12 protein-coding genes and 1 pseudogene are annotated in these 19,724 nt (G+C 70.4%); 3 read left to right on the top strand and 10 right to left on the bottom strand.

Annotation, left to right across the window (positions count from 1 at the left end; translation table 11 throughout):
- The 3 genes from ACIRJR_RS16380 to ACIRJR_RS16370 form a co-directional block, all read right to left on the bottom strand.
- Entirely contained in the window at positions 1 to 2,274 is a 2,274-nt protein-coding gene (locus tag ACIRJR_RS16380; protein ID WP_403780150.1) for an NHLP family bacteriocin export ABC transporter peptidase/permease/ATPase subunit, read from the bottom strand.
- Positions 2,271 to 3,077 carry an HlyD family efflux transporter periplasmic adaptor subunit gene (locus ACIRJR_RS16375; RefSeq protein ID WP_403780147.1) on the bottom strand — a complete coding sequence of 269 codons (807 nt, stop codon included), beginning with the start codon at positions 3,075 to 3,077 and terminating at the stop codon, positions 2,271 to 2,273. The genes ACIRJR_RS16380 and ACIRJR_RS16375 overlap by 4 nt, the downstream gene beginning before the upstream one ends.
- An 83-nt stretch (positions 3,078 to 3,160) precedes the next feature.
- Positions 3,161 to 3,388, bottom strand: a complete 228-nt coding sequence (locus ACIRJR_RS16370; protein ID WP_103515690.1) for a type A2 lantipeptide — start codon at positions 3,386 to 3,388, stop codon at positions 3,161 to 3,163.
- 767 nt (positions 3,389 to 4,155) lie between these two features.
- Between ACIRJR_RS16370 and ACIRJR_RS16365 the strand changes: the two genes are divergently transcribed.
- Together ACIRJR_RS16365 and ACIRJR_RS16360 are read left to right on the top strand one after the other, a co-directional pair.
- Positions 4,156 to 6,858: a cellulose binding domain-containing protein gene (locus ACIRJR_RS16365; protein ID WP_403780144.1), complete on the top strand. Its 2,703-nt coding sequence runs from the start codon at positions 4,156 to 4,158 to the stop codon at positions 6,856 to 6,858.
- A gap of 119 nt (positions 6,859 to 6,977) precedes the next feature.
- Complete coding sequence (locus tag ACIRJR_RS16360; RefSeq protein WP_403780141.1) at positions 6,978 to 8,600, top strand: FAD-dependent monooxygenase; 1,623 nt, start codon at positions 6,978 to 6,980, stop codon at positions 8,598 to 8,600.
- Between the two features lie 110 nt (positions 8,601 to 8,710).
- Here ACIRJR_RS16360 and ACIRJR_RS16355 read toward each other — a convergent pair whose 3' ends face one another.
- The 7 genes from ACIRJR_RS16355 to ACIRJR_RS16325 form a co-directional block, all read right to left on the bottom strand.
- Complete coding sequence (locus ACIRJR_RS16355; protein ID WP_403780138.1) at positions 8,711 to 10,891, bottom strand: discoidin domain-containing protein; 2,181 nt, start codon at positions 10,889 to 10,891, stop codon at positions 8,711 to 8,713.
- Positions 10,892 to 11,135: 244 nt separating this feature from the next.
- Complete coding sequence (locus tag ACIRJR_RS16350) at positions 11,136 to 13,514, bottom strand: family 43 glycosylhydrolase (protein WP_403780134.1); 2,379 nt, start codon at positions 13,512 to 13,514, stop codon at positions 11,136 to 11,138.
- Positions 13,511 to 15,022: a sulfatase-like hydrolase/transferase gene (locus ACIRJR_RS16345; RefSeq protein ID WP_403780131.1), complete on the bottom strand. Its 1,512-nt coding sequence runs from the start codon at positions 15,020 to 15,022 to the stop codon at positions 13,511 to 13,513. Before ACIRJR_RS16345 ends, ACIRJR_RS16350 begins: the two co-directional genes overlap by 4 nt.
- Complete coding sequence (locus ACIRJR_RS16340; protein ID WP_403780128.1) at positions 15,019 to 16,002, bottom strand: aliphatic sulfonate ABC transporter substrate-binding protein; 984 nt, start codon at positions 16,000 to 16,002, stop codon at positions 15,019 to 15,021. The genes ACIRJR_RS16345 and ACIRJR_RS16340 overlap by 4 nt, the downstream gene beginning before the upstream one ends.
- Positions 16,003 to 16,052: 50 nt before the next feature.
- The gene (locus tag ACIRJR_RS16335; RefSeq protein ID WP_403780125.1) at positions 16,053 to 16,832 is read right to left on the bottom strand and encodes an ABC transporter ATP-binding protein; all 780 of its coding nucleotides are present in this window, start codon (positions 16,830 to 16,832) and stop codon (positions 16,053 to 16,055) included.
- The gene (locus tag ACIRJR_RS16330; protein ID WP_403780122.1) at positions 16,829 to 17,659 is read right to left on the bottom strand and encodes an ABC transporter permease; all 831 of its coding nucleotides are present in this window, start codon (positions 17,657 to 17,659) and stop codon (positions 16,829 to 16,831) included. The genes ACIRJR_RS16335 and ACIRJR_RS16330 overlap by 4 nt, the downstream gene beginning before the upstream one ends.
- A complete protein-coding gene (locus tag ACIRJR_RS16325; RefSeq protein ID WP_403780118.1) occupies positions 17,656 to 18,870 on the bottom strand; it encodes an ROK family protein in 1,215 nt (404 codons plus the stop codon). Before ACIRJR_RS16325 ends, ACIRJR_RS16330 begins: the two co-directional genes overlap by 4 nt.
- A gap of 497 nt (positions 18,871 to 19,367) precedes the next feature.
- Here ACIRJR_RS16325 and ACIRJR_RS16320 point away from each other — a divergent pair.
- A pseudogene (locus tag ACIRJR_RS16320) lies at positions 19,368 to 19,724 on the top strand (hypothetical protein); the annotation flags it as partial.

Here is a 19,724-nt window from a genome sequence, read left to right as displayed (position 1 = left end):
TCAGTGCTCCCTGACCAGTTCGGCGTAGGCGCCCCCGGCGGCCACCAGATTCTCGTGGCGGCCGCGTTCCACGACCGTCCCGTGGTCCAGGACCACGATCTCGTCGCTGTCGCGGACGGTGCTCAGCCGGTGTGCGATCACGACGCAGGCACAGCCGCGCCGCCGCAGGTTGTCGATGATGATCCGCTCCGTCTCGGCGTCCAGCGCGCTGGTCACCTCGTCCAGGACCAGGACGCTGGGGCGGCGCACGAGGGCCCGGGCGATCTCCAGGCGCTGGCGCTGCCCTCCGGAGAAGTTCCTGCCGTCCTGTTCCACCCGGCTGTGGAGGCCGCGGGGACGGCGGGCGACCACGTCGTACAGGGCGGCGTCCCGCAGGGCCTCGGCCACGGCCTCGTCGGGGACCGAGGGGTCCCACAGCGCCACGTTGTCCCGGACCGTCCCCTCGAAGAGGAAGACGTCCTGGTCGACGAAGGACACGGACGCGGCCAGCGCGCCCCTGGGAACGTCCTCCAGACGCTGACCGTCGATGCGGATCGTCCCCTCCCACGGGCTGTAGAGCCCCGAGATGAGCCGCGAGACCGTCGACTTGCCGCTGCCCGAACCGCCGACGAGCGCCACCTGCTGCCCCGGCCCCACGGACAGGGAGAAACCGGTGAGCAGAGGCTTGTCGAGGGGGCTGTAGCCGAAGGTGATGTCCTCCAGCGTCACATGGCCCTTGAGACGTCGGGTGCTCGCCGCCGGCTCGGGGCGGGAGTACAAGGCGTCGACCGGGAAGTTCTCGACGTCCTTGAGGCGGGCCACGTCGGCGGCGAAGTCCTGGACCCGGCCCGCCACCCCGTTGAGCCGGGTGACCGGCGCGGTGAAGCGGGTCACCAGCGCCTGGAAGGCGACGAGCAGGCCGATCGATAGGTGCCCCTCGACGGCCCGCAGCCCGCCGATCCACAGGATCAGGGCGCTGTTGAGCGTCGCGAGGGCGGGAGCGACGACGCCCAGCCAGGCGCTCGGCACCCCGAGGCGCTGCTGCTCCTCCAGTGTCGTCGCGTGCTGCCCCGCCCACCGGCGGAAGTACCCGTCCTCGCCGCCGGTGGCCTTCATCGTCTCGATCAGCTGGAGACCGGTGTACGAGGTGTTCGTCAGCCGCGCACTGTCCGCCCGCAGCTTCTGGGTGCCGGTGGCACGCATGCGCACGACGACGCGCATGGCGACCACGTTGAGCAGCGCGATTCCCACGCCGATGACGGTCAGTTGCGGATCGTACGTCCACAGCAGGAACGCGTAGAGCAGCACGACGATACCGTCGACGCCGGCCGCCGTGAGGTCCCGGGCGAGCGTCTCGGCCACCGCGTCGTTCGACTGCAGTCGCTGGACGAGGTCGGCGGGGCTGCGCTGCGAGAAGAAGGTGACCGGCAGCCGGAGCAGGTGCCGGAAGAAGCGCGCGCTGCCGAGCGTGGACGAGATGATGCGTCCGCGCAGCAGATTGGCCTGCTGCAGCCAGGTCAGCACGACGGTGAGGGCGACCATGGTGCCCATGGCGGCGAACAGGACGCCCAGCAGCGAGGTCTGTTCGCCAATCATGAACATGTCGATGTAGGTGCGGCTCAGGGCCGGGAGCGTCGCACCGACGGCCACCAGCAGGAGACTGGAGAGCAGGGCGACCAGCATCGTGCCCGTGGTCCCGCGCAGCCGGGCCGGGAGAGCGGCCATGACGCCCGGCTTCCGGCCGCCGCGCCGGAAGTCCTCACCGGGTTCGAGGACGAGGACGACCCCGGTGAAACTGGTGTCGAAGTCCTCGGTGGGCACGAACCGGCGCCCCTTGTCGGGGTCGTTGATGTACACGCCGCGCCGGCCGAGCCGGCGTCCCGTGCCGTCGTACACGACGTAGTGGTTGAACTCCCAGAACAGGATCGCGGGCGCCTGGACGTCCGCGAGGGCGGCGGGCTCCATCTGCATGCCCTTGGCCCGGAGGCCGTAACCGCGTGCGGCCTTCAGCACGTTGCTGGCGCGTGAGCCGTCACGTGAGACGCCGCACGCGATCCGCAGCTCCTCCAGCGGTACGTGGCGGCCGTGGTGGCCCAGCACCATCGCGAGCGAGGCCGCACCGCACTCCAGGGCCTCCATCTGGAGCACGGTGGGCGTGCGCACGGACTTCGTCCGCCCCGGCTTCGGCGCGGGTGCCCGCCGCCTGGAGCCCGGCGTGCCTTCGGGACGGTGCCTGCCGCGGCCCGGAGGGGGGAGCTGCCGGGTGGCGGCGGGGGAGGGGTGAGGTGCGGTCACGGGAGCAGCCAATCGATCGGTCGCTGGTCGGCGAGACGGACGGAGCCGGTGGCCAGGGTCATCGAGCCGATCGCGTACGGAGGACCCTCGGCAGAGGACCACCGGTAGCCGGACTTCGTGGAGTCCGAGCGTTCGATCCTCACCAGGACCGCCAACGGCCTCCCGTGCCGGGAGAAATGCTGGCCCAGCTGGGCGTCGCCGAGGAATCGGGTGATCTGCTGCCGCGTCTGCGCGGCCCCGCCGACCGCGGCCACCTCGCCGCGCAGCACCCCGTACTGCTGGGCGGGCACCGACTGGACGGTGACGTCCACGGAGGCGCCCACCGGGACCGATGCCGCGCTGCTGCCCGAGACGTACAGGAGGACCACCAGCGGGTCGTCGTCGCCGTCGATCCTCTCGACGCTCGCCACGTCCGCGCCGGTGGTCACCACGGCTCCGATCGTGGCGGTCACGGAGGTGAGCCGGCCCGCGTCGATCGTACGGACGACGCGTTCCCCCTTCTCCGTACGGACCTTGAGCAGGGGGGAGTTCCGGGGCAGCGTCTCGCCCTCGTCGGCGAGCACCTCGGTGATCTGTCCCGCGACCGGGCTCTGCAGGATGTAACTGCCGCGCGTGTGCGTGAGGATGCCGGACGCGTCGAGCGTGCTCGCGACCGAACCGGTCACGGCCCAGAAGCAGGCGGCGGCCATCACGGCGACGGTGACGCAGAGCACGAGCAGGCCCTGCGGGCGGGCGAAGCGCACCGGAAGGTCGAGCTGTTCGGGCGACTGCAGCTTGGAAAGGGCCTGCTGGCGGAACTGCACGTAACTCTTCCCTCACCTGTCAGCGGTCGGCACCGAGCCCCGGAACCGACGGGTTCCGGGGCTCGGTGGGGTACTGCCGTGTCTCAGAGACCGGCGGTGAGGCCGGTGGCCAGGCCGGTGACCGCGCCGGTGTTCACGCCGGTGGCACCCTCGACGAGACCGGTGACCGAGCCGACGACGCCGGCGACCGGGACGATGCCCTCGACGGTGCCCGTGACGTTGCCGAGCACGCCGCCGACGAGGCCGCCCGAGACGTTGTCGAGGTCGCTGTCGGAGATCTCGGCGGTCTCGACCTGGGGGGTGTAGTTCATGATGAGCGCTGCCCTTCGTATGGAAATTGCTTATGTACGGAAACCCGTACCGCGGCCTCCGTATGGCCCAGGATCAAAGCACGCCTGTGCCTCGCACAGCCAATCGGACTGCGGCGCATCCGTGGTTATCGGACCGCTGGAATCGACTTACGTGCAGAAGTGTTCATTCCGTGGCGGCAGATTCTTCACGAGCTTCACCGGATGAATTCCGAGCAGTCGCCCCGTCGCACCCCCCAAGTGGGGCACTCCCACCCCAATCGCCCCAAGGGCTCGCCCGGACCAGGCGTTTCGTGCCGGGTCGCATGGTCGGTGTGCGCACGCCGTGTGCAGATTTCCCCGATCCCGAGCTTCCCGCAATTCCGGTCGCCAGGCGTGCGGGTCGGTGCGGAGAATTCGGAAGCTATCGATATTCACGCGTTCGTGAAAGGTGAACACGACTCTATTTTCGTATGTGCCGTCCGGGAATGGAAGGCGCTTTCATGGAGTGCATTCCGGTATTTCGTGCCCACCGTGGCACGCGACCTCCTGATGTATGGAGAAGATGTGCCGTCCCTCGTGGCGGGTGCGGGGTGGATCGGGCGTGGGCGGTGAGGGCCTGAGGGGGCGTCGCGGAGTGAGGGTCTGATTCATCCGATGAAACGACTGCACCACCCTTCTCTCGGGTGGCGCGCGGCGCTACCATCGGGGTGCTTCATGGGAGCGCTCCCACCTCTGTGTCAGTCCCGTACCGCCGCAGTTCGGCGGACCAGCTCGGAGAGGACGTTTCCGTGCGCCTGAGCGCCAGACCGATCGCCGCCCTAGTGGCGGCACTTGCCCTCACTGCCGGGTTAACGGCCACCGGAACCCCGGCGGTCGCACGCCCGGACGACAGGCCCGCCGTGGCCGAAGCATCGGATGTGTCCATCGCCGCGGACACGTACACCTGGAAGAACGCACGGATCGACGGAGGCGGCTTCGTCCCGGGCATCGTCTTCAACCGGTCCGAGAAGAACCTCGCCTACGCGCGCACCGACATCGGCGGTGCCTACCGCTGGGACCAGACGGGCAAGCGGTGGACTCCGCTGACGGACTGGGTGGACTGGGACCGGTGGGGCTGGTCCGGGGTGGTGAGCCTCGCCTCCGACACGGCCGAACCGGACAACGTGTACGCCGCCGTCGGCACGTACACCAACAGCTGGGACCCGACGAACGGGGCGGTCCTGCGCTCCTCGGACCGGGGCGCCTCCTGGAAGGCCGCCACGCTGCCCTTCAAGCTCGGCGGCAACATGCCGGGACGCGGCATGGGGGAGCGGCTCGCGGTCGACCCGAACAAGAACTCCGTGCTGTACCTCGGCGCCCCCAGCGGCAAGGGCCTGTGGCGGTCCACCGACTCGGGCGTCACCTGGTCGGAGGTCACCGCCTTCCCCAACCCGGGCAACTACGTCGCGGACCCCACCGACACCAGCGGATACGGCAACGACAACCAGGGCATCGTGTGGGTGACCTTCGACGAGCGCTCCGGAAGCGCGGGCAGCGCCACCCAGGACATCTACGTCGGGGTCGCCGACAAGCAGAATACCGTCTACCGCTCCACGGACGGCGGCAGCACCTGGTCCAGGATCGCCGGCCAGCCGACCGGATACCTCGCGCACAAGGGCGTACTCGACTCCTCGACCGGCCACCTGTACCTGACCACGAGTGACACGGGCGGCCCGTACGACGGTGCCAAGGGCCAGATCTGGCGGTACGACACGGACTCCGGAGCGTGGACGGACGTCAGCCCGGTCGCGGAGGCCGACGTCTACCACGGCTTCAGCGGCCTCTCCGTCGACCGGCAGAAACCGGGAACCCTGATGGCGACCGCCTACAGCTCCTGGTGGCCCGACACCCAGATCTTCCGCTCCACCGACAGCGGCGCCACCTGGTCCAAGGCCTGGGACTACACCAGTTACCCCAATCGCTCCAACCGGTACACCCTGGACGTCTCCTCCGTGCCCTGGCTCAGCTGGGGTGCCAACCCCTCGCCGCCCGAGACCTCCCCCAAGCTGGGCTGGATGACGGAGGCCCTGGAGGTCGACCCGTTCGACTCTGACCGGATGATGTACGGCACCGGTGCGACGGTCTTCGGCACGGAGAACCTCACCTCCTGGGACTCCGGCGGCCAGTTCAAGATCACACCCATGGTGAAGGGGCTGGAGGAGACGGCCGTCAACGACCTGGCGAGTCCTCCCTCCGGCGCGCCGCTGCTCAGCGCGCTCGGCGACATCGGAGGCTTCCGGCACACCGACCTCGATGCCGTGCCGGCGATGATGTTCACCTCCCCGAACCTGGACTCGACCACCAGCCTGGACTTCGCGGAGACCTCCCCCGGCACGGTCGTCAGGGTGGGCAACGCGGACGCCGCTCCGCACATCGGCTTCTCCACCGACAACGGGGCCAACTGGTTCCAGGCGTCCGAGCCTTCCGGTGTCACCGGCGGCGGCACGGTCGCGGCGGCGGCCGACGGCAGCGGGTTCGTGTGGAGCCCGGAGGGCGCGGGTGTCCACCGCACCACCGGCTACGGGAACACGTGGACCGCCTCCACCGGGATCCCGGCCGGGGCGACGGTCGAGTCCGACCGTGTCGATCCGAAGAAGTTCTACGGGTTCAAGGCCGGAACCTTCTACGTGTCGACCGACGGCGGCGCCAGCTTCACCGCCGGGGCGACCGGCCTGCCGGCCGAAGGGAACGTCCGCTTCAAGGCGCTGCCCGGCACCGAGGGCGACATCTGGTTCGCGGGCGGCGCGGCCGCCGGCTCCTACGGGCTGTGGCGTTCCACCGACTCGGGCGCGACCTTCACCAGGTTCACCGGCGTCGAGCAGGCCGACAGTGTGGGCTTCGGCAAGGCGGCCCCGGGCGCTTCGTACCAGACGGTCTACACCAGCGCGAAGATCGGCGGGGTGCGCGGCATCTTCCGGTCCACCGACAAGGGTGCCACCTGGACGAGGATCAACGACGACGCCCACCAGTGGGCCTGGACCGGAGCGGCCATCACCGGTGACCCGAGGGTGTACGGGCGCGTCTACGTCTCCACCAACGGCCGCGGGATCCAGGTCGGCGAGACCTCGGACACCGGCGGAGGCGGCACGGACCCGGATCCCGACCCGGATCCCGACCCCGACCCGGGCGACTCCTCCTGCTCCGTGACGTTCAAGGTCACCAACCAGTGGTCCGGCGGATTCCAGGCGGATGTGACGGTCACGAACACCGGCACCACCGCCTACGACGGCTGGCAGCTGGGCTGGTCGTTCCCCGGGAACCAGAAGGTCACCCAGATGTGGAACGCCTCCCACCAGCAGTCCGGGGCGAAGGTGACCGTGACGAACGTCGGCTGGAACGGCAAGGTGGCACCCGGATCCTCGGCGGGCTTCGGCTTCACCGGCACGGTGACGGGCGCCAACGCGAAGCCGGCCGCGTTCACGCTGGGCGGTGAGACCTGCACCGTCGGCTGAGGCTCGCGGGCCGGTGCGGGGAGGAATCGGTCCCCGCACCGGGCCGCAGGTGGATGAAATAGACATATCGACCCCGGTGTGGTGCATTGAAGTGAACGCACCACACCGGGGAGGTACCCGTGGCCGACGTCGATGTGCTGATCGCGGGGGCGGGCCCGGTGGGCCTGACGGCCGCGTCCGAACTGTGCCGGCGCGGCGTGTCGTGCAGGGTCGTCGACCAGCTCCCCGCCCGCCTCCCCTATGCGCGGGCGGTGGGCGTCCAGCCACGGACGCTGGAGATCTGGGACCGGATGGGGATGGTCCGCGAAGCGCTGGAGGCGGCCGTCCCCCTCAAGGGCCAGCTGCTCTACGTCAACGGCGAGGAAGGGCCCCGGATCGATCTCCGGCTGCCGCCGGAGGTGCCCTACGGCTTCGCGGCCCTCCCGCAGTACGAGACCGAACGGCTCCTCGAGGAGCTCCTGCTCCGGTGGGGAGGTCAGGTCGAACGCGCCACCGCACTCGTCTCCTTCGAGCAGGACTCCGACGAGGTGAGGGCGGTCCTCTCCCTGCCCTCCGGCAGTACCGAGGAACTGACGGCCCGCTACCTCGTGGGCTGCGACGGGGCCCACAGCGCCGTCCGCAAGGGGCTCGGACTGTCCTTCGAGGGCGCGGCGCTTCCCGAGGAGTACATGCTGGGGGACGTCGAGGTCGACTGGGACCTGCCGGAGGGATACGGGATCCGGGCCTCGCACGTCGTCGACGGGCGCACGGACGACATCCTGGTCTGCATCCCGCTGCCCGGTGAGAAGCGCTACCGGATGTCCATGGCCACACCACCCGAACTCTCCCGGGCCACGAGGGCGGACGCGGACGGCGTGACGCACGGTCTGAGCGGCGATCAGAGTCCGGTGCCGGGGATCGGCCACATCCAGACGGTGCTCGACCGGCTCTCCCCCCGCCCCGCGACCGCATCCTCGCTCCGCTGGTCCTCGGTCTTCCGCATCAGCCACCGCATCGTCGGCCGGTACGGCCGTGGGAGGGTCTTCGTGGCCGGCGACGCCGCTCACATCCACCCGCCCACAGGGGCCCAGGGGATGAACACAGGGGTCCAGGACGCGTTCAACCTGGGATGGAAGCTCGCCGCCGCGGTACGAGGTCACGCGAGTGCGGGGCTGCTGGAGAGCTACGACGCCGAACGCCGCCCGATCGGCGAGGAGGTGGTCGCGAGGACACTGCGCCACGTGAGGAGCGGCGTCCAGGACGACCCGGCCGACCCGGAGACGATGATGCTCCGCGAGGCCCAGCTCCTGCTGGGCTATCGCGGCAGCCCGGCCGTGGCGCCCGGCGGGTCGGAACCGGACGGCCCCGCACCGGGTGACCGCGCGCCCGACTGCGGCGGCCTCCTGTACTCCCTGGGAACCTTCCCCGTCCGGTTGTTCACCCTGCTGCGGGAACGGGAGCACACGCTGCTGCTCTACGCGGACCGGGAGGACCTGCCGACATCGTTCGACGAGGTCGCGAGGGAGGCCGCCCGGGCCGCGCACGGCCTGCTGAACACCTGCGTGATCCTCGCCCCGCACCTGCGCGCACCCACGCCGCACCTGCCCGCCCTGCACGACGGGGTCGGCGAGTTCCGCCGTGCGTACGGCGTGGTGGGCGGCGAGGCGGTCCTCGTGCGGCCCGACGGGTATGTCGGGGTGCGGGCCGCTCCGGCGGACGGCCTCGAACTGCGCGCGTACCTGGAGACGCTCTTCGGCACGTGACGCCGCCAGGGAAGTGCCGGTCGGGAGGGGACGGGCATGACGCGGGGCCCGGCAGTGACCGCCGGGCCCCGCGCCGTCCGATGAGCCGACTCCGCTCATCTCACCCCGGCTCAGGGAAAGGACACCACCTGGGACGGGATGGTCGACGTGCCGGACGTGGGGGATCCGGTGTTGTTGATGACGTGCTCGTACTGCCCCTGGCCGCCGAGCGAGACCACGAGCAGGTCGTGGAACTTCACTCCGGGCTTCACCGGGGCCTGGAATCCGTGCTGCTGGCGGATGGTCGGGTCGACGTTGAAGTAGCAGTAGCTGCCCATGCCCCAGCCCTCGTGGGTGGTGACGGAGTCGCCGACCTTGTAGGCGGCGTAGCCCTTGATGTCACCGTTCTGGATGGCGGCCTGGTTCGGGGCGTCGTACGCCTTCTCGTTCTGGAAGAAGATCGTCTTCCCGTTCTCGCCGTACCACTGGACGTCGTACTTGTTGAAGTGCTCGACGAACAGACCCGTGGCCAGCACGTCGTCACCGTTCACCCGGAGTCCGTAGTCGGAACGGTTGGTCTCCCACCCGACCCCGTCGCCGTGGTCGGCCCGCCACAGCCAGGTGTGGTCGATGATCGTGTCGTCGCTGTTGACCACCATGCCGGTGGTCGCCTTGCCGGCGCCCGCGCCGCCGACCCGGACGAAGACGTCCTGGAGGCTGGTCGGGTTCGCCGAGTGGTCTGCGGCCGCGCCCTCCGGTCCGACCTGGACGAGGACCGAGGAGTTCTGCGTCCCGGCGTCGACGAGGAGTCCGGCGAGCTTGACGCCGTCGACGTCGCCGACCTTGATCGCGGTCACACCGTTGTCCGGGATGATCGTGGCGAGGCCGAGCCCGAGGGCGACGGTGTTCGCACGGTTGATCTCGATGGCCTCGTTGACGTGGTAGACGCCCGGGGTGAACAGCAGGTGCAGCCCCTGGCGTACGGCCGCGTTGATCGTCTGCGCGGTCGCGCCGGGCTTGACCACGTAGAACTGGCTCAGCGGGATGGACTCACCCTGCGGGGTGCCGTTCCACGAGACGCCGCGCGCGTTGGTGCGCTTGGCGGGGACGAAGACCTTGTAGGTGTTGCCGTCGAGGTAGAGGAAGGGCTTCTCGCGGGAGACCGGGGTGTTGTTCAGGGTGGTGTAGGGCGGCTCCGGGAAGCTCTGGGCGGGGGCGCCCTCGACGCCGGAGAACGTCATGTTCCAGACGCCGTTGCCCCAGCTGCCGATGGAGCTGTCGCGGGTGTACCACTGCTGCTGCGAGTAGGGCCCGACCTGGCCGTCGATCTTGCTGTCGGCGATGTAGCCGCCGCTGGCCCAGCCGTAGCCGTTGGGCGCGAGGTTGAGGCCGCCCTTGACGTGCATGCGGCGGAAGGGGGCGGCCTGGGAGACGGCCCAGCGGTTGGTGCCGCTGACCGGGTTCAGGGCCAGGTTCTCGGCCGAGCGCCAGAAGTTCTGGGTGGCGTTGCCGTTGAACCAGCCGGCGTCGACGGTGACATCACCGTTGAAGGTGGTGTCGTCGGGCTTGAGGCCGAGGCCGGCGATGGAGGTGTAGAAGCCGATCTGGGCGTTGATGTTGCTGTAGGTGCCCGGCTTGAACATCAGCGCGTAGCGGTCGGTGCCGAACTGGTTCGACTCCTGCTTCCTGAAGATCTCGTCGACCTTGCCCTGGATGTTGGGCGTCGCGGGGTCGAAGACCAGGACGTTGGGGCCGAGGTCACCGCCGCCGGGGATCTGCGGGTCGCCCCCGCCGGTGGTGCCGAACACCTGGAACTCCCAGAGCGAGTGGCCGTATCCGGTGGCGCGGGCGGTGCCCGTCAGCCGGACGTAGCGCGCGGTGCCGGAGACGTTGAGGGTCTCCGTGCCGCCGGGACCGGTCGTGGTGGAGTACGCGGTGCTCCAACTGCTGTTGTCGGAGGAGAACTCGATCCGGTAGCCGGTGGAGTAGGCGGCCTCCCAGCGCAGCACGATCTGGCTCACCGACGCGGCGGCGCCCAGGTCGACCTTGATCCACTGAGGGTCGGAGAAGGCGCTGGCCCAGCGGGTACCGGTGTCACCGTCCACCGCGGAGGCGGCGGGGGTGCCGCCGTTCTCCTGGCTGGAGGCGGTGACCGGCTTTCCCTGGGAGAGCAGCGTGGGCGCGGCGCTCGCGGAGGTCTGGGGGAGGAACGCGAGGAGTGAGAGGACCAGTCCGGCGACGACGGCCAGCACGCCGCTGCGTCTTCCGGTCAGTGCGAGAAGGGGTCTGTGGAGGTTCGGGGGTGCGTACATCGGGGGTCTCCTGAGTCGTGGGGCGGGTACACGACGCGCACAGGCAGAGAGCGCTCTCTCCGACTGTGCGCGATACTCCACCCTTGTTACGAACGCGTCAAGAGATGTGCAACAACAGATGTATCAGGGCCTGTTGACGACAAGTACTGATGGTGTGTCCCGCTGATGACCCTCTCCGTGTGACCCGCCCGGTGACGGAGTGTGAGATCCGACGCGCCGTGGATTCAGGAAATGGCGTCGCGGTTCACGGGGCGGCGTACGTCCGTACGTAGTCGAAGTCCGCCGTGGTGCCCGCGCGGTTGTGGGAGACGAGACCGATCCTCAGCTCGCCCTGGACCGGAAGCGTCCATACGCCGCCGGCCGACCAGTGAACGCCGTCACGGCTGGTGGACGCGCGTACCTCGTGCTCCCCGTGCGCGGCGTCGTGGTGGTACGCCATGCGCAGCCACATGGTGCCGGCCGTGGGTCCCCCGAACATCGGGGCGTTGGCCACGGCGGTCGGCGGGGTGGTCGTGGGGCGCTCGCCCTCCTTGCCGAACTCGCTGACATCGAGGACCGCGCCGTTGCCGTTGGTGAGCGGAAGGACGGAATGGACGAGCTTGAACCAGCGGTCGTCGTCCTCGTACAGCACGAGACCGGCCTGCTGGGCGGTCCGGTCGGGGGTGAACCGGAGCTTCGTCTCGACCGTGTAGTCGCCCTTCGGCGCGTCCCGGAGCAGCACGGAGGCCGTGTTGTCGTTCAGATGAAGCTCGGCGTCCTGTGTCGGCCAGGAGAACGAACCGCCCGAGACGGTGACGCCCGCCGACGGTCCGCGCACCCACTGCCAGGGGGAACCGGCGGCAGTGCCCGGAACCGTGGCCCCGTCGAACTCGTCGCTGTGACCGGGCAGGAGACGCCCCGGTGCGGCGGTGGCGACCCGCTTCGTCACCGGCCGGTACAGGGCGGCGGCGCCCACGTTGTCCGCTGCGGCCCCCGCGCCCCGGGCGGCGGCCCCCACCGACCCCCTGCGCACGGCGGCGGCCGGCAGGTCACGGGACTGCACGGCCACCGGGTCCCGCAGCCGGTCGCCGGTCACCTCGGCCGTCAGCCGGGTGCCGCGCAGTTCGACGGACACGTTGTTCCAGGTGTCCCAGGAGAATCCGGACGGCAGCGCGGTGGCCTGCTCGCCGCGGCTCCTGCCACCCACCCGGACGTCGGTGACGAGGGCGCCGCGCGCCCGGTCCAGCCAGGCGACGATCCGGTTGCCGGGATCGCGGTAGGCGACGGCGAGCCCCGTCGCGCCGTCCGCCGACGTCACCTTCAGATCGGCCTCCGCGCGCAGGTCGGCGGGCGCGCGTCCCCCCGCCAGGAGGTACGAGGCGCTCTTGCCGGCAGCGGCCGGGGTGTGCACCGCGTACCCGCGCGCGTCCGGGTCGGTCGCGGTGGACCAGCCGGAGCCTCCCTCGGTCCGCCAGCCCTTCAGGCCGTCGTCGTTGAACGTCCCGCCGGCAACGGGAGAGGTCACCGGTGCGGCCGTCGGCCCGTCCGAAGGACCCGCGCCCGCCCGTACCACGGGCCATCCGTCGATCCAGTCGAGCCGGTCGACGAGCATCGGGCGCCGGGTCAGCTTCAGCGTGCCGTTCGAGGCCGGGGCGAGGTCCGGGGACTCGGCGGGGATGCCGTGGTAGACCAGCCAGTCCTGACCCGCCAGGTCGGTCTGCAGCGCGTTGTGACCAGGACCGATCCACCGGTTGCCGTTGGCCCCGGCGACCACACCCGCCTTGCTGGTGAGGGCCATGAGGCCGGTGCCCTCGTCATCGGTGAACGGACCCGTGGGACTGGTGGACCGGCCCACCTTCACCTGGTAACCGCTGTACGCGCCGTCGCAGCAGCCCGCGTCGGAGTAGAAGAGGTAGTAGAAGTCGTCACGCCGCACGACGAAGCCGCCCTCGACACGACGGCCCCGGGCCACCTGGGTGACCTCCCCCTCCGTCCGCGTCAGGTCGGCGTTCATCCTCGCCACGCAGATCGTGTCGTAACTGCCCCAGTACAGGTACGGCGTGCCGTCCGTGTCGGTGAACTGGGCCTGGTCGATGTTGCCCGCCGGGCATCCGCTCGGGGAGGGCAGGACGGCCCCCCGGTCGGTCCACGGGCCGGTGGGGGTGGCGGACGTGACCACGCCGACCGTGTTGCGTCCCGGCACGGAGTAGTAGAGGTGGTACAGGCCTGCCGTGTAGCGCACATCGGGTGCCCACAGACGCGAACCCCCGTGCCAGGCGGGCTTGTTCCCGGGCGTGAAGACCTCGCCCGCGTACTCCCAGGTCACCATGTCGGCCGAGCGCAGGATCGGCAGCATGCGTTCGCCGTCCTCGCCCTTGCTCTGCATGACCGGGTTCTGGGTGCCGTAGGCGTACCAGAGACCGTCCTTGCCGCGGATCACCGCGGGGTCGGGGAACGTGTCCACGGTGCCCGCGGACACCGGGTTGGTGTACGTCGTCGCGGCGGCAGGACGGTCCTGCGCGTTCGCGGCGGCCGGACCGCCCCGGGCGCCGTGCGACGGAGCGGAGCCGAGGGTGAGGATCCAGACCAGGGCAGCCGCCCCGGCCGCCCACCGGGGCAGGGAGGTCCTTCGCGTGCGTCTCATGAGGTCTCCGTGAGTGTCCCGCCCGGATCCGCGGCCGCGGTCCAGGTCGTGTCATCGGTCTCGAAGGCGCTGAGGCTCGGGTCGTGGTCGGATGCGCCGATGTCGTACATCGACGTCATCCAGTGGTAGAAGTTGTCCCCGCGGTCCCTCAGCAACTCGTAGAGCCGCCGCATCAGACGGGCCCGCACCGCCCCGAACTCCGGATGCGTGTAGCGGTTGCTGAGCTCGTGGGGGTCCGCCACCAGGTCGTACAGCTCGTTGACCGACTCCGGGTTGACGACGAGCTTGTAGCGGTCGTCGCGGATCATCCGCTGCGGGTAGGGGAAGTGATGGCCGTGGAACTCCGCCACCAACTCCTCGGGCCAGTCGCGTTGTTCGCCCGTCACCAACGGGACCAGGCTGCGGCTGTCCACCGCCGGGGACGGGTCGCAGCCCGCCAGTTCGAGCAGGGTGGCCGTGCAGTCGGTGAGGCTCACCAGCTCGTCCCTCACCTGCGGGGCGGCCCCCGGGATCCGGATGATGCCGGGGATGCGGTAGATGTCCTCGTACATCGCCGGCCCCTTGTCGTGGAGCCGGTGGGCACCGGTGAACTCACCGTGGTCCGCGGTGAAGAACACCGAGGTGTCCCCGCTGAGTCCCAGTTCGTCGAGCCTGGTGAGGATGCGCCCGATCTGCTCGTCTATGAGGGTGACGTAGCCCCAGTAGACGGCGATCAGCTTGCGGGTCGTCTCGATAGGGATGGTGTCGAAGGCCCAGTGCGCGCTGTAGTTGCGCTGTACGGGCGGTTTGCCCTCGAAGGTCTCGGCGATGGACGGGGGCAGTTCGACGAGATCCGGGTCGTAGAGGTCGAAGTAGGCGTCCGGGAGCAGATAGGGCAGATGCGGGCCGAAGAAGTGCGTGGCCAGGAAGAACGGCTCGTCGCCGGCGGCGTACCTCTCCAGGTGCTCGATGGCCCGGGTGGCGAGGTAGTGCTCGAACGTCGCCTCCACCGGCTGGTGCAGCCGGGCGGCCAGCAGGTTCCCCGGGTTCCCGCCCGGCGCCGTCCCCCGGATCGGTTCCGAGATGCGGTACGGCGGGAGCCCGTTCTCCTCCAGGTACGCCAGGTAGTCCGGGTGGTCGACCGGATTGTGCCAGCCGGGCAGGTCGGGGCCCTCGAAGCCGTACGAGGCGGCGTTGCGACGGGTGCCGCCGTGCCACTTGCCGATCAGGCCCAGCCGGTAGTCGCGTTCGGCCAGCGCGGCCGGGAAGGTGAACGCGTCCTCGCGAAGGTCCTCCAGATAGCCCACGTTCCGCTCGTAGTTGGCGAGCAGCCGGTGCCGGAACGGCGCCTGTCCGGTGAGCAGGCTCGCACGGGCCGGGGTGCAGATGGCCGTGGGCGTGTAGAAGCGGCCGAAGCGCGTACCGGTGGCCGCCAGCCGGTCCAGGTGGGGTGTGGCGACGTGCGGATTGCCGTAACAGCCGAGGGTGTCCACCCGGTGCTGATCGGTCATCAGGAACAGCAGGTTCACTTCTTGTACGCCTTCGAGTAGAGGTCGCCCTCGTAGTACGTGTCCGCCGCGGGGGCCTTCGCGAGCTGGCCCGTGCCCACGAAGAACTCGCTGAGGCCGTCCAGCCAGCCGTCCACGGTGCCGTCCTCGGTCCTGGCCACCAGATCGGCCGTCGACAGCGTCTCCACGTTGGCGGCGTCGGCCGCCACCTTGGCGCGGTCGATCTTCAGCAGCGAGGCGGCCGCGGCGATGGACTCGTCGGGATGGGCGGCCCGCCAGTCGTTGGCCTTCTGGAGGACCTTGACGACCTTGGCGTTCAGCGCGGCATCGCTCCTGGCGGGCGCGACGAAGGCGGTGGGGAACGCCCGGTCCGTGAAGTCCGCCGTGCTCGCCACCTCCTCGAGCCCCGGCCTCTTCGCCTTGATCGTGTCGATCAGCGGATACCAGAGACCCGCCCCGTCGATCTGCCCGGAGACGAACGCCGAGACGATGGTGGAGGGGTCCATCGGCACCTTCTCGATGTCCTTCTCCGACATCCCGGCCTTCTGCAGTGCGAGGCTGAGCGCCATCGCACCGGACGTGCCCTCGGGCACACCGATCTTCTTGCCCTTGAGGTCCTCGACGGAGGTGATGCCGGGCTGGGCTATGACCCGGTCGGCGCGGGCGAGCGTGTTGACCGCGACGACCTTCGCCTTGCCGGAGGCGGGCAGCCACATCGCCCCGGGGCCGATGTATCCGAAGTCGAGGTTGCCCGAGCCGAGTGCCTGGATCTGCAGGGGGCCGTTGGTGAACGTCTCGTACTCGGGGCTCAGCCCTTGCTCCTTCCACAGCCCCTGCTCGTCCGCGATGGCGAGGAGACTTGCTCCGTTGTAGTCGCTGATGTAGCCGAAACGGACGGTGGAGGAGCCGTCGGCCGACGAGTCACCGGAGCAGCCGGTGACGGAGAGTGCCAGGGCGGACACGGCGGCGACGGCCGCCAGGGCGCGTTGAGGTAGACGCATGACGCAGGCTCCTTGAGGGAGTTCGGGGAAGCGGGTGAGGGGGCGGGGCTTCAGGCGGCCGGGGCTGCCGGGGTCTGGTGGTAGACGGCGGTCCACACGGCATTGCGGATCCGGGCGAACGCGGGGGAGAGGCGCATGGCCTCGGTGCGCGGGTAGGGCAGGTCCACGTGGATGACCGAGTGGATCCTGCCGGGCTTCGCCGCCATGACCACGACGCGCCGGGCGAGGTACACCGCCTCTTCCACGTCGTGCGTGACGAACAGGACCGTGCGCCGGTCCCTGCTCCAGGTCTCCAGGAGCTGGTCCTGCATCTGGACCCGTGTCAGCGCGTCCAGAGCGCCGAAGGGTTCGTCCATCAGCAGCACCTGCGGATCGACGGCGTAGGCCCGGGCGATGGCGCAGCGCTGCTTCATCCCGCCGGACAGCGTCTTGGGCAGCGCGTCGGCGAAGTCGGTGAGGCCGACCAGTTCGATGGCGAGCTCCGCCCGCAGCCTCCGTTCCGCGGCGGGGACGGAGGCCAGCTTCAGCCCGAACTCGACGTTGCCGCGCACGGTCAACCAGGGGAACAGCGCGTACTGCTGGAAGATCACCCCGCGGTCCGGACCGGGGCCCGTGACCGGCCGGCCGTCGACGAGGACCTCCCCCGAGGTCGGCGTGGCGAGCCCGGCCGCCAGATTCAGGAGGGTGCTCTTGCCGCAGCCGGACGGGCCGACGACGGTGACGAACTCCTCGTCACCGATGTCCAGCGACACCTCGTCCAGCGCGGTGAAGGCGGTCCTCTTCAGCGGAAAGGTCCGAGAGACCTTCCGGAAGGAGATCTTGGCGTTCATCGGGTCTCCTGCCAGCGGGTGAGGCGTCGTTCGGCGAGCAGCAGCAGCCGGTCCATCAGGAGGCCGAGCAGGCCGATGGTGATCAGGACGACGAAGATGGTGGGGAGGTCGTAGTAGAGCTGGGCCTTCTGCATCTGGTAACCGAGCCCTTCCTGCGCCGCGATCAGTTCCGCCGCGACGAGGGTTCCCCAGGCGGCTCCCAGGCCGATGCGCATCCCGACGAGGATGAACGGTGCGGAAGCGGGGACGACCACCTTGAGGAAGATCGTGCCGTCGCGGGCGCCCAGCACCCGCGCCGCGTCGATGAGTGTCCGGTCGACCCCGACGACCCCCTGGAAGGCGGCCACGACGCTCGACAGGAAGGCCGCCAGGAAGATCACGAAGACCTTGGGGACCTCGCCGATGCCCAGCAGCACGATGGCCAGCGGAATCATGGCCAGCGGCGGCACCGTGCGGAAGAACTGGACGTACGGCTCCAGCAGCCCGCGCGCCACCGGGTACCAGCCCATCAGGAAGCCCACGGGCACGGCCAGCGCGGTGCCCAGCGCGAATCCGGTCAGGACACGTCGCAGGCTGGCCAGGGAGTCCTCGGCCAGGGTGCCGTCCGCGATCAGCTCGCCCGCCCTGCCCGCCACGGCGGCCGGGCCGGGCAGCGCCTGGACCCCGAGCGAGGCCAGCCAGGCCCACAGACCGACGCCTGCCGCCAGCGCGATGAGATTGAGGGCGAACGCGGGGATGCGGAGGCCCTTCGGGCGGGGCTCGCGGGTGCGTTCCGCCGCGTCCCGCGCAGGTGCGGTCCGCTTCAGTGGTGTCTCCGTGGAACTCATGCGGTGTCCTCGGGAAAGTCGTCGCCGCCCGCATCCGGGTAGCGGGCGAGCAAGGGGGATTCATGGAGGGCGAGGGCGACGCCGCCGAGCGCGCCCCCCGCTTCCCCGAGTCCGGACGGCAGCAGCGTCACGCGCCCGCGGGCAAGCGGCATGACATGTGCGTCGAGCGCCTCCTGCACGGGGCCGAGCAGTGCCTCCCCCGCCCGGGCGAGCTCACCGCCCAGCACGATCACCCCCGGACCGACCGCGTTGACGACCCCGGCGAGGACCGTGCCCGTCCGGAGCCCCGCGGTGCGCAGGACCTCGTGCGCCGCCCCGTCGCCGTTCCCGGCCGCCCGCAGGAGGGTGGGGATGTCGTCGGCGCGGCCGCCCAGAGCGCGGTAGGAGGCGAGGACGGGGCCGATCGACGCGATGGTCTCCAGGCACCCTCTGCCCCCGCACTCGCACGGCTCGCCCGTGGGATCGGCGGTGATGTGCCCGAGCTCGCCCGCCAGGCCGTCCACGCCCCGGTGCAGCGAACCGTTCACGACGAGTCCGCCGCCCACTCCGTGTGAGAGTCGCAGGTAGAGCACGTCCTGGCTCGCTGCGGCCGCCCCCCAGGTGGACTCCGCGAGGGCGGCGAGCCGGGTGTTGTTGTCCAGCAGGACCGGAGCACCGAACCGCTTGCCCAGCAGCTCGGCCAGGGTCGCGAGAGGTTCCTCCGGTGCGCCCGCCGCGGTCCGCACCGGCCCCACGACACCGACGCCGACGGCGCCGGTCGTGCCGAGCGAGGACAGCCGCAGGGTGCCGCCGGCCAGCGACGCGACCAGTCGCTCGGCCAGCTCCACCCGCCGCTCCAAGGAGAGCCCGGGCGGATGGGCCCGGCTCGCCGAACCGATCACCTCGTGCGCCACATTGGCGGCGGCCACATGGACGGCGCGGCGGGCGAAGTCGATGCCGACGGCCTGCCCTGCTGTGGGATTCAGCGTGAGGTGCTCCACCGGCCGGCCGCGCCTGCGCGGACCCGGGTCCGCGGCGGCCGCCACGACGGCACCACTCGCGACCAGGGTCCCGACTATGTCGTACAGCGTGGTGCGTGACAGTCCGGCCTGGCGTCCGAGCTCGGCTCGGCTCTGCGGTCCGTGCCGGCGCAGCAGCCCGAGTACGCGTTCCTCGTGCCCGCGCCTCAGCCGCGAGAGAGGTCCACCGTGTGAGTGCATGGCCACCAGCATGCGGACCACGCGATTTTTTCGTCAATGACCCGGAAAAATATTCATGTTGCCGCAATGACGGCGGGTCGGGCCTCGTGCGCACGTGGCGGAGGCCGAGATTCCCCGTGGTGCTGCCCGGCCGCTCCGGACATGCCGTCAGGCCCGCCGCGCCCGGGAGCGTGGCAGCCGGGGACGCGATGTCGTCCATGCCGCCGGCCCTGTGGCTTCCTGTCCCGGCGGTTCGCCGCGGGCGAGAGATGAGGAGGAAGCCGAGGAGCACCGTGCGGACTTATACACCGATGACCGCCCCCTCCCAAACCTCCCTCCGGCGTGGCGTGCCGTCCAACGGGTGACATCTGGCTCCCTGTCACACGTTGGGCCCACCGCATCCCTCTCATGCGGCCTCCCCGAGTGGTGCGCCCCGGGATTTCGGCTGACGGTGGATCACGTCGCACCCGTGATCCGATGAGCCGGCAACCAGCCGGTCAGCGCGGGAGTGGCGAAAGGACTGTGTATCCATGCGCTCTGCCCGCACCCTGTTCGCATCGGCCGCCGTCACGGCGGTCCTCGCGGTCTCCGTCCCCGCCGCATACGCCGTGACCTCGGCGGACGACTGGGAGAAGGACAGCGGCTCCTCCGCCAGCAGCAACGACGACCGTGAGAAGCCGGACTCGTGGAAGCACGAGAAGCCCGAGGGCGGTGTGCACACCGGCGGTGGCGCGCTGGCCGGTGTGTCGGCGGACGACTGGGAGAAGGACAAGGAGTCCGGCTCCGGCAGCAACGACGACCGTGAGAAGCCGGACTCGTGGAAGCACGAGAAGCCCGAGGGTGGTGTGCACACCGGCGGTGGCGCGCTGGCCGGTGTGTCGGCGGAC

The sequence above is a fragment of the Streptomyces sp. NPDC102402 genome, from assembly GCF_044765765.1.
Lineage (GTDB): Bacteria > Actinomycetota > Actinomycetes > Streptomycetales > Streptomycetaceae > Streptomyces.
The sequence above is the reverse complement of the archived record's forward strand: the minus strand, read 5'-3'. Positions and strand labels throughout refer to the sequence as shown.